The 14,609-nt window shown below is 70.2% G+C and carries 12 protein-coding genes; 10 read left to right on the top strand and 2 right to left on the bottom strand.

The window, feature by feature from the left end:
* Positions 1 to 205 precede the first annotated feature (205 nt).
* Positions 206 to 3,862 (top strand): DNA polymerase III subunit alpha, encoded by a 3,657-nt coding sequence (dnaE, locus tag ACFQUV_RS21075; protein WP_378395644.1) that lies wholly within the window; start codon positions 206 to 208, stop codon positions 3,860 to 3,862.
* Positions 3,863 to 3,867: 5 nt separating this feature from the next.
* Entirely contained in the window at positions 3,868 to 4,389 is a 522-nt protein-coding gene (locus ACFQUV_RS21070) for a hypothetical protein (protein WP_129607416.1), read from the top strand.
* A 424-nt stretch (positions 4,390 to 4,813) separates the two neighbouring features.
* Here ACFQUV_RS21070 and ACFQUV_RS21065 read toward each other — a convergent pair whose 3' ends face one another.
* A complete protein-coding gene (locus ACFQUV_RS21065; protein WP_129607415.1) occupies positions 4,814 to 5,002 on the bottom strand; it encodes a hypothetical protein in 189 nt (62 codons plus the stop codon).
* A gap of 409 nt (positions 5,003 to 5,411) precedes the next feature.
* Positions 5,412 to 6,329 carry a LysR family transcriptional regulator gene (locus ACFQUV_RS21060; protein ID WP_129607414.1) on the bottom strand — a complete coding sequence of 306 codons (918 nt, stop codon included), beginning with the start codon at positions 6,327 to 6,329 and terminating at the stop codon, positions 5,412 to 5,414.
* Between the two features lie 86 nt (positions 6,330 to 6,415).
* Here ACFQUV_RS21060 and ACFQUV_RS21055 point away from each other — a divergent pair, with 86 nt between their 5' ends.
* The 8 genes from ACFQUV_RS21055 to ACFQUV_RS21020 all read left to right on the top strand — a co-directional run bounded on the left by ACFQUV_RS21055 (position 6,416) and on the right by ACFQUV_RS21020 (position 14,606).
* Complete coding sequence (locus ACFQUV_RS21055; protein WP_207211345.1) at positions 6,416 to 7,513, top strand: 4-oxalomesaconate tautomerase; 1,098 nt, start codon at positions 6,416 to 6,418, stop codon at positions 7,511 to 7,513.
* A gap of 85 nt (positions 7,514 to 7,598) precedes the next feature.
* The gene (locus ACFQUV_RS21050; RefSeq protein ID WP_111388200.1) at positions 7,599 to 8,579 is read left to right on the top strand and encodes a tripartite tricarboxylate transporter substrate binding protein; all 981 of its coding nucleotides are present in this window, start codon (positions 7,599 to 7,601) and stop codon (positions 8,577 to 8,579) included.
* A gap of 247 nt (positions 8,580 to 8,826) precedes the next feature.
* Positions 8,827 to 9,738, top strand: a complete 912-nt coding sequence (locus ACFQUV_RS21045) for a manganese catalase family protein (protein WP_129607413.1) — start codon at positions 8,827 to 8,829, stop codon at positions 9,736 to 9,738.
* A 292-nt stretch (positions 9,739 to 10,030) separates the two neighbouring features.
* Positions 10,031 to 11,035 (top strand): 30S ribosomal protein S2, encoded by a 1,005-nt coding sequence (locus ACFQUV_RS21040; protein ID WP_111387713.1) that lies wholly within the window; start codon positions 10,031 to 10,033, stop codon positions 11,033 to 11,035.
* A 210-nt stretch (positions 11,036 to 11,245) separates the two neighbouring features.
* Positions 11,246 to 12,169, top strand: coding sequence for a translation elongation factor Ts (gene tsf, locus ACFQUV_RS21035; protein WP_129607412.1), 924 nt, complete (start codon positions 11,246 to 11,248; stop codon positions 12,167 to 12,169).
* Positions 12,170 to 12,287: 118 nt separating this feature from the next.
* Positions 12,288 to 13,004: a UMP kinase gene (pyrH, locus tag ACFQUV_RS21030; protein ID WP_111387709.1), complete on the top strand. Its 717-nt coding sequence runs from the start codon at positions 12,288 to 12,290 to the stop codon at positions 13,002 to 13,004.
* A gap of 240 nt (positions 13,005 to 13,244) precedes the next feature.
* Positions 13,245 to 13,808 (top strand): ribosome recycling factor, encoded by a 564-nt coding sequence (gene frr / locus ACFQUV_RS21025; RefSeq protein WP_155479263.1) that lies wholly within the window; start codon positions 13,245 to 13,247, stop codon positions 13,806 to 13,808.
* Between the two features lie 36 nt (positions 13,809 to 13,844).
* Positions 13,845 to 14,606, top strand: a complete 762-nt coding sequence (locus tag ACFQUV_RS21020; protein ID WP_207211344.1) for an isoprenyl transferase — start codon at positions 13,845 to 13,847, stop codon at positions 14,604 to 14,606.
* Positions 14,607 to 14,609 lie beyond the last annotated feature (3 nt).

The following is a 14,609-nucleotide window of genomic DNA, read 5'->3' as shown; positions in this document are numbered from 1 at the left end:
CCCGTCATTGGCCCGCGGGCGATTGGGCCGTTCGTTCTGGTGAGCCGCGCCTGTGACCGATCCGACTGTCTCTAGTTCCACGCTCGATGGCCGCGCGGTTCGGCCGGTGTCCGCCGATGCCGCCTCGGCGCCGGCCGCGCCCCCGCTCGCCGGCCCTGCATCGCCTGCCACGGGTGCCGCCCGGCAATCGTCCGTGGGCGCGCCGGTGCCGGCGGTCGACGACCCGCTCGCCGCCGATCCGGGCTTCGTGCATCTGCACGTCCATTCCGCCTTCTCGCTGCTGGAAGGGGCGCTGCCGATCGGCAAGCTCGCGGCGCTCGCCAAGGCCGACCGCCAGCCGGCGCTGGCTCTCACCGACACCGACAATCTGTTCGGTGCACTGGAGTTCTCCGAGAAGATCGCCGGCTACGGCATCCAGCCGATCGTCGGCATCTCGCTCGCCGTCGACTTCGCCGACCAGGAGGCGACCGGCCGCGGCGGCCCGCACGCCCGCACGCTGCCGCGGCTGGTGCTGCTGGCCGCCCGCGAGGAGGGCTACCGCAACCTCATGCGGCTCGACTCGCGCGCCTTCCTGGAGACGCCCTCCAACGAGGCGCCGCACATCGCGCTCGCCTGGCTGGACGGCCATTGCGATGGCCTGATTGCCCTGACGGGCGGACCCGACGGCCCGCTCGACCGCGCCATCGTGTCGGGCCAGGCGTCGCTCGCCGCCGCCCGCTTGGCGACCCTGCAACGCCTGTTCGGCGACCGCCTCTATGTCGAGCTGCAACGTCACGGCACCGAGGCCGAGCGGGCCGCCGAGGGGGCGTTGATCGATCTCGCCTATGCGGCGGGCGTGCCGCTGGTCGCCACCAACCAGCCGTTCTTCGCCGCGGCCGACGATTACGAGTCCCACGACGCGCTGCTGTGCATCGCCGAGGGGCGGCTGCTCGCCGAGGCCGAGCGGCGCCATCTCACCGCCGAGCACCGCTTCAAGACGCGGGCCGAGATGGCGGCGCTGTTCGCCGATCTCCCCGAGGCGTTGGCGTCGACGGTCGAGATCGCCCGGCGCTGCTCGTATCGCCCGCGCACCCGCAAGCCCATCCTGCCCCACTACGGGACCGAGACCGGCGAGCCGCTGGACGAGGAGGCGACCGTGCGGGCGCGTGCCGCCGAGGGCCTGGCGAAGCGCCTCGCGGCGCATGGCTGCGCGCCCGGCCACACCGAGGAGGACTATCGCGAGCGGCTCGCCTACGAGCTCGGCGTCATCGCCCGCATGGGCTTCCCGGGCTACTTCCTGATCGTCTCGGACTTCATCCAATGGGCGAAGCGGCACGGCATTCCGGTCGGCCCGGGCCGCGGCTCCGGGGCCGGCTCGGTGGTGGCCTGGGCGCTCACCATCACGGATCTTGATCCGATCCGCTTCGGCCTGCTGTTCGAGCGCTTCCTCAATCCCGAGCGCGTGTCGATGCCGGACTTCGACATCGACTTCTGCCAGGATCGCCGCGGCGAGGTGATCGACTACGTTCAGAAGCGCTACGGGCGTGATCACGTCGCCCAGATCATCACCTTCGGCACGCTCCAGGCGCGCGGCGTGCTGCGCGACGTCGGCCGCGTGCTGGAGATGCCGTACGGCCAGGTCGACAAGCTGTGCAAGCTCGTCCCGCAGAACCCGGCCAAGCCCGTCAGCCTGAAGGAGGCGATCGAGGGAGAGCCGAAGCTTCAGGCGGCCCGCGACACCGAGCCGGTGGTGGCGCGCGCCTTCGCGATCGCCCAGAAGCTGGAGGGGCTCAACCGCCACGCCTCGACGCACGCCGCCGGCATCGTCATCGGCGACCGCCATCTCGACGAGCTGGTGCCGCTCTATCGCGACCCGAAGTCCGACATGCCGGTCACCCAGTTCAACATGAAATGGGTGGAGCAGGCGGGCCTCGTGAAGTTCGACTTCCTCGGCCTGAAGACGCTGACCACCCTCGACACCGCCGTGAAGCTGCTGCGGCGGCGTGGCGTCGACATCGATCTCGCCCACATCCCGATCGACGACAAGAAGACCTACGACATGCTGGCGCGCGGCGAGACGGTCGGCGTGTTCCAGGTGGAAAGCGCCGGCATGCGCCGCGCCCTGGTCGACATGCGGCCCGATCGGCTGGAGGATCTGGTGGCGCTCGTGGCGCTCTACCGGCCGGGCCCGATGGCCAACATCCCGACCTACTGCGCCCGCAAGCACGGGCAGGAGCGCCCCGACTACATCCATCCCAAGCTCGAGCCGATCCTGCGCGAGACCTTCGGGGTCATCATCTACCAGGAGCAGGTGATGCAGATCGCCCAGGTGCTGGCCGGCTACTCGCTCGGCGAGGCCGACCTCCTGCGCCGCGCCATGGGCAAGAAGATCCGCTCCGAGATGGACAAGCAGCGCGCCCTGTTCTGCAAGGGGGCGATCGAGCGTGGGGTCGAGACCTCGCAGGCCGAGACCATCTTCGAGCTCTTGGCCAAGTTCGCCGACTACGGCTTCAACAAGAGCCACGCGGCCGCCTACGCGCTGGTCTCGTACCAGACCGCCTACCTCAAGGCGAACTATCCGGTCGAGTTCCTGGCCGCCTCGATGACCCTCGACATGGGCAACACCGACAAGCTCTCCGATTTCCGCTCGGAGGCGGAGCGGCTCGGCATCACGGTGGCGCCGCCGTCGGTCAACCGCTCGGGCGTCGACTTCGACGTCGACGGCAACACGATCTTCTACGCGCTCGCCGCCATCAAGGGCATCGGCCGGCAGGCGGTGGAGACCATCGTGGCGGGACGCGGCGAGCGGCCGTTCCGCGACCTCTCGGACTTCGCGCATCGCGTCGATCCGCGCCAGGTCAACAAGCGGGTGCTGGAGAATCTCGCGGCGGCCGGCGCCTTCGACTGCATCGAGCCCGACCGCGCCCGCGCCTTCGCGGCCGTCGAGGCGGTGCTGGCGACCGCGCAGCGCGCCCACGCGGCGGCCGAGAGCGGGCAGGGCGACATCTTCGGCGGGCCGGCGGCGCCGGAGCCCTTGAAGATCCCGCCGGCGCCGGTGTGGATGCCGGCCGACAAGCTGCAACGCGAGTACGATGCCATCGGCTTCTTCCTCACCGGCCATCCGCTCGACGACTACGCGCCGCTGCTGAAGACGCTGCGACTCCAGACCTGGGCCGAGTTTTCCCGCGGCGTGAAGGCGGGGCAGCAGGCCGGGCGGCTCGGCGCCACCGTGGTGTCGCGCACCGAGCGGCGCACCAAGACCGGCAACAAGATGGGCATCGTCGGCCTGTCGGACCCGACCGGGCACTACGAGGCGATCCTGTTCTCCGAGGCGCTGGCGCAGTATCGCGACCTGCTGGAGCCCGGCAAGGCGGTGCTGCTGTTCCTCGCCGCCAATGCCGAGGGCGACGAGGTGCGGGCCCGCATCCAGACGGTGGAGCCGTTGGACGAGGCCGCCGCCAAGCAGCAGAAGGGCCTGCGCATCTTCCTGCGCGACGGGGCGCCGCTCGACGCGGTGGCGCGTCGGCTGGAGGCGGTCGGTGGGGGGGGAGGAGCTGGGGGCGAGGCTGGGGGATCGTTCGGACGTCGTGGTGCGCCGAGTTCCGCTCACCCCCGCGAAGGCGGGGGTCCAGGAGCCCCACTCTCGGCCACCGCCGGCGCCCACGGGTCTCCGCCGTCGCGGGGCGGCGCGGGCGGACCGGCCCAGCCGGCAGGACGCCACCGCGGCTCGGAGCGCGGCGCGGACGGCGGTGAGGTCTCCATCGTGCTGCTGCTGCCCGAGGCCGAGATCGAGCTGAAGCTCGACGGCCGCTACAAGGTCTCGCCCCAGATCGCCGGCGCCATCAAGGCCGTGCCGGGCGTGGTCGAGGTGCAGGCCGTGTAGGGGCGGTGCAGGTTTTCCAGAGTGGTGCAATCGAGGTGGTCCTACCATTCTGTTTCGGCTGCAACATCGCTCAGGCAGTCAATGCGCTTGACGTTTGTGGTCAATTTGATAGCTTTGCAATGTTAATTGGAAATTATAAGATATGGCTATTTCTAAGGAGAAGTATGATGGGTTTCCGGATTTATCGAACCGTGCAGTTTCGTGCATTTTTGAGCATGGGAATGGCTTTATTGTTCTTGTTTGGTCTATTCTCAGACAAGACGCAGAATTCTTTTATGGAACGCTGTAAGATAGCGACTGGAGAGCCGGTTGATAGATGCGAGTGCGCTTCGTCAAAAATCAAAGAGATACTGTCGCCAGAGCATTGGAAGATTATGGGGTTGATTTTTGGCGGTGATCGAGCGACGGCCGATACAGAAGTTGCCAAGCTAGGCGTTGGAGGGATGTTTGGTTTGATGGGGCGCTGGGGGGCGGCTGCAAGTGTCGCAGAGCGCCAATGTAATATTCGCGGTCTTGAGCGAATGTGATAGTTCAGTTTGTAAGATTCTTGTCTTCCAGACTGGTCTCCGGCTGTTCGCACCGCGACGGCCGAGGGGCGAGCCTCCGAGAATCTCAGGAATCCGCTTCGCGCGGCCAGCATCATCCGTGGAAGCCGCGTGTCCCGGGCGCGATGCGGCGGGCCGCCGGCGGCGTGACGCATCGCAGACCCGGGACCCACACGGAACCGCACGGGCCGGCGTCCGGTGGCTGGTCTCGGTCCGAGAGCTGGGTCCTGCATCGGCGGTGCACCGCGTCGCGCCGCTCGCGCTGCACCGCGTGCGGGACACGAGTCCGTGCCGCTGGAATTCAGCCCCGTAGGCCCGGACGGAGCGGCACGACGGCCGGGGCGGCGTTGCCCAAGATCCCGGGTTTTGCTCCGCTCGACCGGGGCTACGGGGTCGGCGGCGGGGGTCACGGCTCCGGGCGTTCCCGCGCCTTCCGGAAAAGCCGCCAGAAGATCGGCACCGGGACGAGCAATACCGCCACGAGCGCCGCCACGGTGGTGCCGGGGAGTTCGCCGGTGCGCGCGCCGTCGACGACAGCGGCCAGCATCACGGCCCACAGCACCGCGAGAAGGACGAGAGTGTTGCGCTTGCGCATCCGCATGGCGCGAGGGTAGCGCGCTTCGAGACGCGCGGACACTGTTCGCGGCCGACGGCGTGGACGGCCGGGGCTGCGTCTCCAAGATGCCGGGGAACCCGCTTCGCGCGGCCAGCATCATCCGTGGAAGCCGCGTGTCCCGGGCGCGATGCGGCGGGCCGCCGGCGGCGTGACGCATCGCAGACCCGGGACCCACACGGAACCGCACGGGCCGGCATCCGGTGGCTGGTGTCGGTCCGAGAGCTGGGTCTCGCATCGGCGGCGCACCGCGTCGCGCCGCTCGCGGTGCACCGCGTGCGGGACACGAGGCCGTGCCGCTGGAATTCGGCCCCGTAGCCCGAACGGGAGCGCAGCGACGGCCGGGGGCGAGCCGCGCCGCAGAGCCAGGTTTCGCGTCGCTCAACCCGGGCTACGGCCGATCGCCGTCGGCCGACACCTTGTCGGCCCACGTCTCGATCAGCAGCTCGCGGAAGCGCTGGGCCGCCGGGGCGAGGGGGCGGCCGCGGCGCGCCACGATGCCGATGGTGCGGGTGACGCGCGGGGTGATCGGCCGCGTCACGATGATCGGGTGCTCGCCCTGCGGGGTGGCGAGGCGCGGCAGCACCGAGACGCCGAGACCCGCCTCGACGAGACCCAGCGACGTCGACAGGTGCGTCACCTCGTAGAACCAGCGCATCCGCACGTTCTCGCGGGCGAGCGCCGTCTCCAGCAGAATCCGGTTGCCGCTCTCGCGCCCCACCGTCACCAGCCGGTAGGGCTGGAGATCCGCCCAGTCGACCCGCGGCTGCGCGGCGAGCGGATGGTCGCGCCGGCAGGCCAGCACGAACGGGTCCTCCAGCAGCGGATCGAACGACACCGCCGCATCCGAGGCGCCGAGGAAGTTGATGCCGAAATCGGCCTCGCCGCGCGACACCGCGTCGAGCCCCTCGGTGGCCGAAAGATCGAGGATGCGGAAGCGCACCTCGGGAAGCTGCTCGGTGAAGCGCGCGATCACCGCCGGCAGGAAGTAGAAGGCGGCGGTCGGCACGCAGGCCAGCGTCACCCGGGCGCCGCGGCCGGCGGCGCCGCGCAGCCCGAACAGCCCACTGTCGGCCTCGTCGAGCAGCCGCCGCACCAGCGGCATCAGCTCGCGGCCGAGGGCCGTGAGCGCCACCCGCCGGGTGGTGCGCTCTAAGAGCGGGCCGCCCACCAGCCCCTCCAGCCGCTGGATGCGGCGGCTCAGTGCCGGCTGCGACAGGGCGAGCGCATCGGCGGCGGCCCGGAAGCTGCCGGCCTCGGCGACGGCCAGGAAGGCGCGCAGGTCGAGCGCCTCGAAATTGATGCTCATGGCGCATCAATAGCCCCGATCTTTGCAATTAACAACCATTGCGGGTCCTGCAAAGAAGAAGCGCCACGCTTATTCCGGGCCCCGCCATGGACCAGACCCGCCCCGCCGCCGTGCGAAAAATCCCCTGCGTGCTCATGCGCGGCGGCACCTCGCGCGGACCCTATTTCCTGGAGAGCGATCTGCCGGCCGATCCGGCGGCGCGCGACCGGGTGCTGCTCGCCGCCATGGGGTCGCCCCACAGCCTCCAGGTCGACGGCATCGGCGGCGGCCATGCCCTGACCAGCAAGGTGGCGATCGTGGCGCCCGCGTCGCGCCCCGGCGCCGATGTCGACTACCTGTTCGCCCAGGTGTCGGTCGATCGCGCCTTCGTCGACTGGAGCCCCAACTGCGGCAACATGCTGTCGGGGGTGGCGCCGTTCGCCATCGAGGCCGGCCTGGTGCCGGCCGCCGACGGCGAGACCACGGTGCGCATCTTCAACCGCAACACCAAGGGGCTGATCGAGGCGACGGTGCGCACGCCGGGTGGCGTCGTCGTGTATGACGGCGAGGCGGCGATCGACGGCGTCGCCGGCACCGCGGCGCCGATCCGGCTCGTCTTCCTGGATGCCGTCGGCTCCAAGACCGCCGGCCTGTTCCCGAGCGGGCAGCGCGCCGAGGAGATCGACGGCGTGCGGGTGACGCTCGCCGACTACGCCATGCCGATGATGCTCGCCGCCGCGGCCGATCTCGACATCGTGGGCGACGAGGCGCCCGAGATGCTCGACCGCGACGCGGCGCTCATCGGCCGCATCCAGGCGCTGCGTCTGGAAGCCGGCCGCCGCATGGGCCTCGGCGATGTCTCCGGCCTGGTGGTGCCGAAGGTCGGCCTGCTCTCGGCGCCGCGCCGCGGCGGCACCCTCACGTCGCGCTACTTCGTGCCGGACCGCTGCCATCGCAGCCACGCCGTCACCGGCGGCTTGTGCGTCGCGGTCGCGTCGCGCACGCCCGGCACGGTGGCGTACGATCTGGCATCGCCGGCCGAGGGCGAGGGGCGCCGGGCGGTCGCCGTCGAGCATCCGAGCGGCCGCATCGACATCGACCTCGCCTTCGCGGCCGACGGCACGGTGACGCGCGCCGGTGTCGTGCGCACGGCGCGCCGCATCTTCGAAGGCAGCCTGCTGGTGCCGGCGGCGGCGTTCGGCTGACCCCCGGCCGACCGTCGCATCCGCCCATCGCGTCCGCATCCGTGAACTCACAGAACCGAACGAACAGAACCCCGGGAGACCCGCCATGTTGGACCGCCGCCGCTTCTGTGCCGGCCTCGCCGCCGCCGCTCCGCTGATCGCCGCGCCCGGCGTCCTGCGCGCGCAAGCCTTTCCGTCACGTCCGATCCGCCTGGTGGTGCCCTATGCGGCGGGCGGGGGCACCGATGCGCTCGCCCGCGTGGTCGCGCAGGCGATGAGCGAGCGCGCCGGCTGGTCGGTGGTGGTGGAGAACATCACCGGGGCGGGCGGCAACCTCGCCACCCTCAACGTCGCCGCGGCACCGGCGGACGGCTACACCATGCTCCAGGCCAATCAGGGGCCGATGGCGGTCAACCCGCACATCTTCAAGACCATGAAGGTCAATCCGCTGACCGCCTTCGACCCGGTGACGCTGATCGCGGCGGCGCCGCTCGTCGTGGTGGTGCCGCCGAAGTCCGAGTTCGGCGACTTCAAGCAGCTCATGGCCTATGCCAAGGCCAACCCGGGCAAGCTCACCTACGGGTCGGCCGGCAACGGCTCGGCGAGCCATCTCGCCACCGTGCTGCTCAACGTCGTGGCCAAGGTCGACACCGTGCATGTGCCCTACAAGGGCGCCGGCCCGGCCCTCAACGACCTGCTCGGCGCCCAGACGCAGTTCATGGTCACCACCATCCCGTCGGTGCTCGGCATGCTGGAAGGCAAGCTGCTCCGGCCGCTCGCCGTCACCAGCAAGGAGCGCGTCGCGGTGCTGCCCGAGGTGCCGACCGTCGCCGAGAGCGGCTGGCCCGATTACGAGTCGACCGCCTGGTATGGCTTCGTGGTGCCGGCCGGCACCCCCAAGGAGATCGTCGAGACGCTGCGCAAGACGACCGTGGATGCGATCAACACGCCGCTGGTCAAGCAGCGGCTGGAAGGCGAGGGCGCCCGGCCGATCGGCAACAGCCCGGCCGAGTTCGCCGAGTTCATCAAGAAGGATTCGGCGCGCTGGGCCGAGATCGCCAAGACCGGCGTGATCTCGCTGAACTGAGCGGCCCCGCGCCCGGCACCAGGCATGGCGCCGCTCGATCGAGCGACGCCGCAAGAGCGCAGCCCCCGCGAGCGCTCGCGGTTGGGGTTCGGCCGGGTCGGCGGGGGGTGGGGGGCCGCCCCCGCGGCGCCGCGCCACCGCGCCGCGCCACCGCGCCGCGCACCCTGTGGGGTCGGCACCGCAGGCATTCGGGAACTAGCTCCGGAAGGCAGGGTTGGCCGATCAGGCCCCCCAACCGGAGACGTCCATGTTCCTGCGCATCGATCGCCTGCAAACCGAGCTGCCCGTGCCCAAGGCGCCCGACCCCAACGCGGCCGCCGCCTTGCAAGAGCTGCTCGGCGGCAAGTACGGGGAGATGTCGACCCTCGGCAACTACCTGTTCCAGAGCTTCAACTTCCGCAGCAAGTCGAAGCTCAAGCCATTCTACAGCCTGGTCGCCAACATCACCGCCGAGGAGCTCGGCCATGTCGAGCTGGTGTCGACCGGCGTCGCCATGCTCAACAACGGCCCGGGCGATCCCGAGGACTACGACGTGTCGGCGGCGCCGTTCGCCGACATGAAGGACATCCGGCTGGCGGCCTCGTTCCTGTCCAACGGCGGCGGCGCCATGCCGATGAACTCGAACGGCGCGTCCTGGAACATGGACTTCGTCACCACCACCGGGAACGTCATCTTCGACCTCCTGCACAACTTCCACCTCGAATGCGGGGCGCGGCTGCACAAGCTGCGGGTCTACGAGACGCTGACCGACCCGACCGGCCGGGAGGTGTGCGGCTATCTCCTGGTGCGCGGCGGTGTCCACGCCCATGCGTATGCGCTGGCATTGAAGAAGCTGACCGGGGTCGAGATCGAGAAGATGCTGCCGACCCCCAACATCCCGACCGACCAGATCCCCGAGGCGGCCAAGTATCTCCAGGAAGGGTCCCACCGTCGGCTCTACCGCTTCAGCCCCGACGACTACCGCGAGATGGCGGGCATCTGGGGCGGCGGCGAGAAGGCCCTGCCGGACGATCCGCCCGGCACCCTGGAGGTGGTGGACGGACCGCCCGAGGGCGGCAAGATCCCGGAGCTGGAAGGCACCCCGTCGGCCTTCGCGCCCGACTACGCGCCGGAGGAGATGTTCGAGATCGCCACCAAGCTCTACAAGAAGTCGCGGTAGCGCCGGCCCCGCGGGAGACGCCTTCGCGTCCCCCGCGGCCCGTCCGTGGGTCCCTCGTCCTGTCCCGGCGGCCTGCCGGGGCAGGGCGCCGGCCCCCCGATTTCGGGCCATCTCCCGGCCGCCCCGTTGCATTCCGGTCTACGGGCTCCTATAAGCGCCGGCATCTCACACGCGGACTCGTTGGCTTCCAGCCGTCCGGTGGCCGTCGGGCGTTCCTTCGCCGTGCGCATTCGCCACGCCGATGAGCGTCTCCGGTCCACACGTCCGCGGAGGAAAAACCGGAGAAAGATCAATGGCGCTGCCCGAGTACAGCATGCGCCAGCTCTTGGAAGCTGGCGTTCATTTCGGCCATCAGTCGCACCGCTGGAACCCGAAGATGAAGGATTACATCTTCGGCGCCCGCAACAACATCCACATCATCGACCTGGCCCAGACGGTGCCGCTGATGCACCGGGCCTTGCAGGTGATCAGTGACACCGTCGCGCGCGGCGGCCGCATCCTGTTCGTCGGCACCAAGCGGCAGGCCCAGGACCAGGTGGCCGAGAGCGCCAAGCGCTGCGCCCAGTACTACGTCAACTCGCGCTGGCTCGGCGGCACGCTGACCAACTGGAAGACCATCTCCGAATCGATCAAGCGCCTGCGCAAGCTCGACGAGATGCTGTCGTCCGGCGAGGCCAACGCCTACACCAAGAAGGAGCGGCTGACGCTCACCCGCGAGCGCGACAAGCTCGACCGGGCGCTCGGCGGCATCAAGGACATGGGCGGGCTGCCCGACCTCCTGTTCGTGATCGACACCAACAAGGAGGACATCGCGATCAAGGAGGCGAACCGCCTCGGCATCCCGGTCGCGGCCGTCGTCGACACCAACTGCAATCCGGACGGCATCACCTACATCGTGCCCGGCAACGACGATGCCGGCCGCGCCATCGGCCTCTATTGCGATCTCGTCTCGCGCGCCGCCATCGACGGCATCTCGCGCGCCCACGGCGAGTCGGGCCTCGACGTCGGCGAGGCCGAGACCCCGATCCTGGAGGACCTGCCGGCCGAGACGGCGGCTCCCGCCGGCGTCGGTTACGAGCAGCTCTCCGGTCCGCGCGGCGTCGCCGACGACCTCAAGAAGCTCACCGGCGTGTCGCCGGCGATCGAGCGCAAGCTCAACGATCTCGGCATCTTCCATTTCTGGCAGATCGCCGCCTTCGGTCCCGCCGCGGCCGAGCATGTGGGCGACGCGGTCGGCCTGCCGGGCCGGGTCGAGAAGTGGATCGCCAAGGCGAAGGAACTCGCCGAGGCCGAGTGATCCGAACGAGACAGCCGCCGGTGCCCTTCGGCCCGGCGGCGCTCTCGTGGTACCCGTGCGCCGTCGCGGCCCTGGCCCTTGGTTTCCTGGTCTCCGGTCCCGTCATGGCGGCGTCAAGATAGTCGTGGATGCCCGGCCCCGGTGCGGCCGGGCGGGGCCGCTCCTTCCGAGCGGGCCCGCGGCCGGCTCCCGCCCTGAGGACAATTCGAGATGGCGAACATCAGCGCATCACTGGTCAAGGAACTCCGCGACAAGACCGGCGCGGGCATGATGGACTGCAAGGCGGCGCTGGCCGAGACCGACGGAAACCTCGAGGCGGCCGTCGACTGGCTGCGCAAGAAGGGCCTCGCCAAGGCCGCCAAGAAGGCCGGCCGGGTGGCCGCCGAGGGCCTCATCGGGGTCGCGGTCGCCGGCCCGAAGGGTGTGGTGGTCGAGGTCAACTCGGAGACCGACTTCGTCGCCCGCAACGACCAGTTCCAGGGCCTGGTGCGGATGATCGCCCAGGTGGCACTCGACGTCGGCACCGATCTCGACGTCATCGCGGCCGCCAAGGTCGGCGAGACCACCATCGCCGAGGCGATCTCCTCGGCCATCGCCACCATCGGCGAGAACATGACGCTGCGCCGCGCCGCCGGCCTGTCGGTGTCGCAGGGCGTCATCGGCCAGTACGTCCACGGCGCGGTGTCCGAGGGCCTCGGCAAGATCGGCGTGATCGTGGCGCTCGAGTCGCCCGGCAAGGCCGACGAGCTGACCGCGCTGGGCCGTCAGATCGCCATGCATGTCGCCGCCTCCAATCCGCAGGCGGTGGACGAGGCCGGCGTCGACCCGGCCGTGGTGGCGCGCGAGCGCGAGGTGATCGCCGACAAGGCGCGCCAGCAGGGCAAGCCCGACAAGGTCATCGAGAAGATCGTCGAGTCCGGCCTCAAGACCTTCTACAAGGAGGTCTGCCTGCTCGATCAGCCCTACATCCATGACACCGGCAAGACCGTCGCCCAGGCCCTCAAGGAGGCCGAGGGCAAGGTCGGTGGCCCGATCAAGATCACCGGCTTCCTGCGCTACGCTCTCGGTGAGGGCATCGAGCGCAAGGAGAGCGATTTCGCCGCCGAGGTGGCGGCCGCCGCCGGCCAGGGCTGATCCCCTCCGATCCGTCGCGGACGCGCGGCGGCACCGTCACGGCGCGCGGCGCGGCCTTCGGGTCGCGCCGCTCGCCCATTCGACCGTCTGACCATCGGGGCGGCACGGGGAGGGCACCATGACGACGGCGGGCTATCGGCGGATCATCGTCAAGCTGTCGGGCGAGGCGCTCGCCGGCGACATGCCGCACGGCATCGATCAGGCCACCGTCGACCGCTTCGCCGCCGATCTGGTGGCCGCCCGCGCGCTCGGGGTGACGCTCGGTGTCGTCGTCGGCGGCGGCAACCTGCTCCGCGGTGCCACTGCGGCCAGCCACGGCGCCGACCGCACCGTCGCCGACGTGATGGGCATGCTGGCGACGGTGATGAACGCGCTCGCGCTCGAATCGGCGATCGAGCGCCTCGGGGCGTCGGCCCGCGCCATGTCGGCGGTCGAGATGCCGCAGGTCTGCGAGACCTACGAGCGCCGCGCCGCCCGCCGCCATCTCGCCGATGGTCGCATCGTGCTGTTCGCCGGCGGCACCGGCAATCCGTTCTTCACCACCGATACCACCGCGGTGCTCCGCGCCGCCGAGATGGGCGCCGATGCGGTGCTCAAGGCCACCAATGTGGACGGCGTCTACAGCGCCGATCCCAAGCGCGACCCGAGCGCCCGGCGCTACGATCGCTTGTCCCTCGACGAGGCCATCGAGCGGCGGCTCGGGGTCATGGATCTGACCGCGTTTTCCCTTGCCCGGGACCATCGCATCCCTATCATCGTGTTCTCGATCCGCGAGCCGGGCGCCGTCGAATCGGTCCTCAGCGGGCGCGGGCGCGCCACCATCGTGGGCGGCTGATCGGGCCTCGTCGCGGTGGCGGTACCGATGGCCGACCCTGGACACCAACCCAGGACGCCGACCCTGGACGCCGACGATGCCCACGGATTCGGGTGTCACGGATTTGGGCATCACGGATTTGGGCATGACGGGTGGCGCCGCGACCGATAAGACCGTGCCGGCCGGGCGCCGCGCGAGCGGAGCGCCGACAGGCCGCGAGTCCCGCCCGGGTGCGGGGCGGCCGCTTCTGGAGAAGTCTCGATGACAGCCGAAAGCTACGATCTCAACGAACTCAAGCGGCGGATGACCGGCGCCCTCCAGGTGCTCAAGCAGGAGCTGGGTGGCCTGCGCACCGGACGCGCCTCGACCAGCCTGCTCGATCACATCCAGGCCGATGTCTACGGCAGCCACATGCCGCTCAACCAGCTCGCCTCGATCAGCGTGCCGGAGCCGCGCCTGATCTCGGTGCAGGTCTGGGACAAGTCGGCCGTCCACGCGGTCGAGAAGGCGATCGTCGCCGCCAATATCGGCCTCACCCCCAACACCGAGGGCCAGGTGATCCGGCTGCGCGTGCCGGAGCTCAACGAGGAGCGCCGCAAGGAGCTGGTCAAGGTCGCCCACAAGTATGCCGAGCAGGCCCGGGTGGCGGTGCGCCATGTCCGCCGCGACGGCATGGAGGTGCTCAAGAAGCTCGACAAGGACGGTGACATCGGCCGCGACGAGCACGACCGCATGTCCGAGGAGGTCCAGAAGGCGACCGACAAGGCCATCGCCGACATCGATCAGGCGCTCGCCACCAAGGAAAAAGAGATCATGACGGTCTGAGGCGATGGTGTGATCTTGGACGCCTGGAGCCGAGCCATGTCTTCCCCCGAGGCGGGACGTACCGAGACCGGCGATGGTCTCGGCGCGCCTCGCCACGTCGCCGTCATCATGGACGGCAACGGGCGGTGGGCGGCGCGGCGCGGGCTGCCCCGCCGGGAAGGACACCGCCGCGGCGTCGAGGCGCTGCGGCGGACCGTGCGGGCGGCCGGCGAGCTCGGCATCGGCGTCCTCACCATCTTCTCGTTCAGCTCGGAGAACTGGTCGCGGCCGCCGGCCGAGGTGCGCGACCTGATGGCACTGCTCCGCCGCTTCATCCGTAACGACTTGGCCGAGCTGCACCGCAGCAACGTCAAGGTGCGGGTAATCGGCGAGCGGGCGCAGCTCGACCGCGACATCGCGAGCCTGCTGCGCGAGGCCGAGGACCTGACCCGGGACAACACCGGGCTCGTGCTCGTGGTCGCCTTCAACTACGGCTCGCGCCAGGAGATCGCCCGTGCGGCGCAGCGGCTCGCCACCGAGGTGGCGGCCGGGCGCCTCGCCCCCGAGGCGATCACCGCCGATCTCATCGCGGCCCGGCTCGACGCCCCCGATCTGCCCGACCCCGATCTCATCATCCGCACCAGCGGCGAGCAGCGGCTGTCGAACTTCCTGCTCTGGCAGGCCGCCTACAGCGAGCTGGTGTTCGTTCCCCTCTACTGGCCCGAGTTCGACCGGGCCGCGCTGGAGAGCGCGATCGCCGAGTTCCGGCGGCGCGAGCGCCGGTTCGGCGGCCTCGTCGTGGCGGGAGCCGGAACCTGACCC

Origin of the sequence: Rhodoplanes sp. P11 (genome assembly GCF_964266735.1) — a bacterium.
GTDB lineage: Bacteria > Pseudomonadota > Alphaproteobacteria > Rhizobiales > Xanthobacteraceae > Rhodoplanes > Rhodoplanes serenus.
Note: the sequence above shows the minus strand (reverse complement) of the source record. Positions and strands in the feature narration are given on the sequence as shown.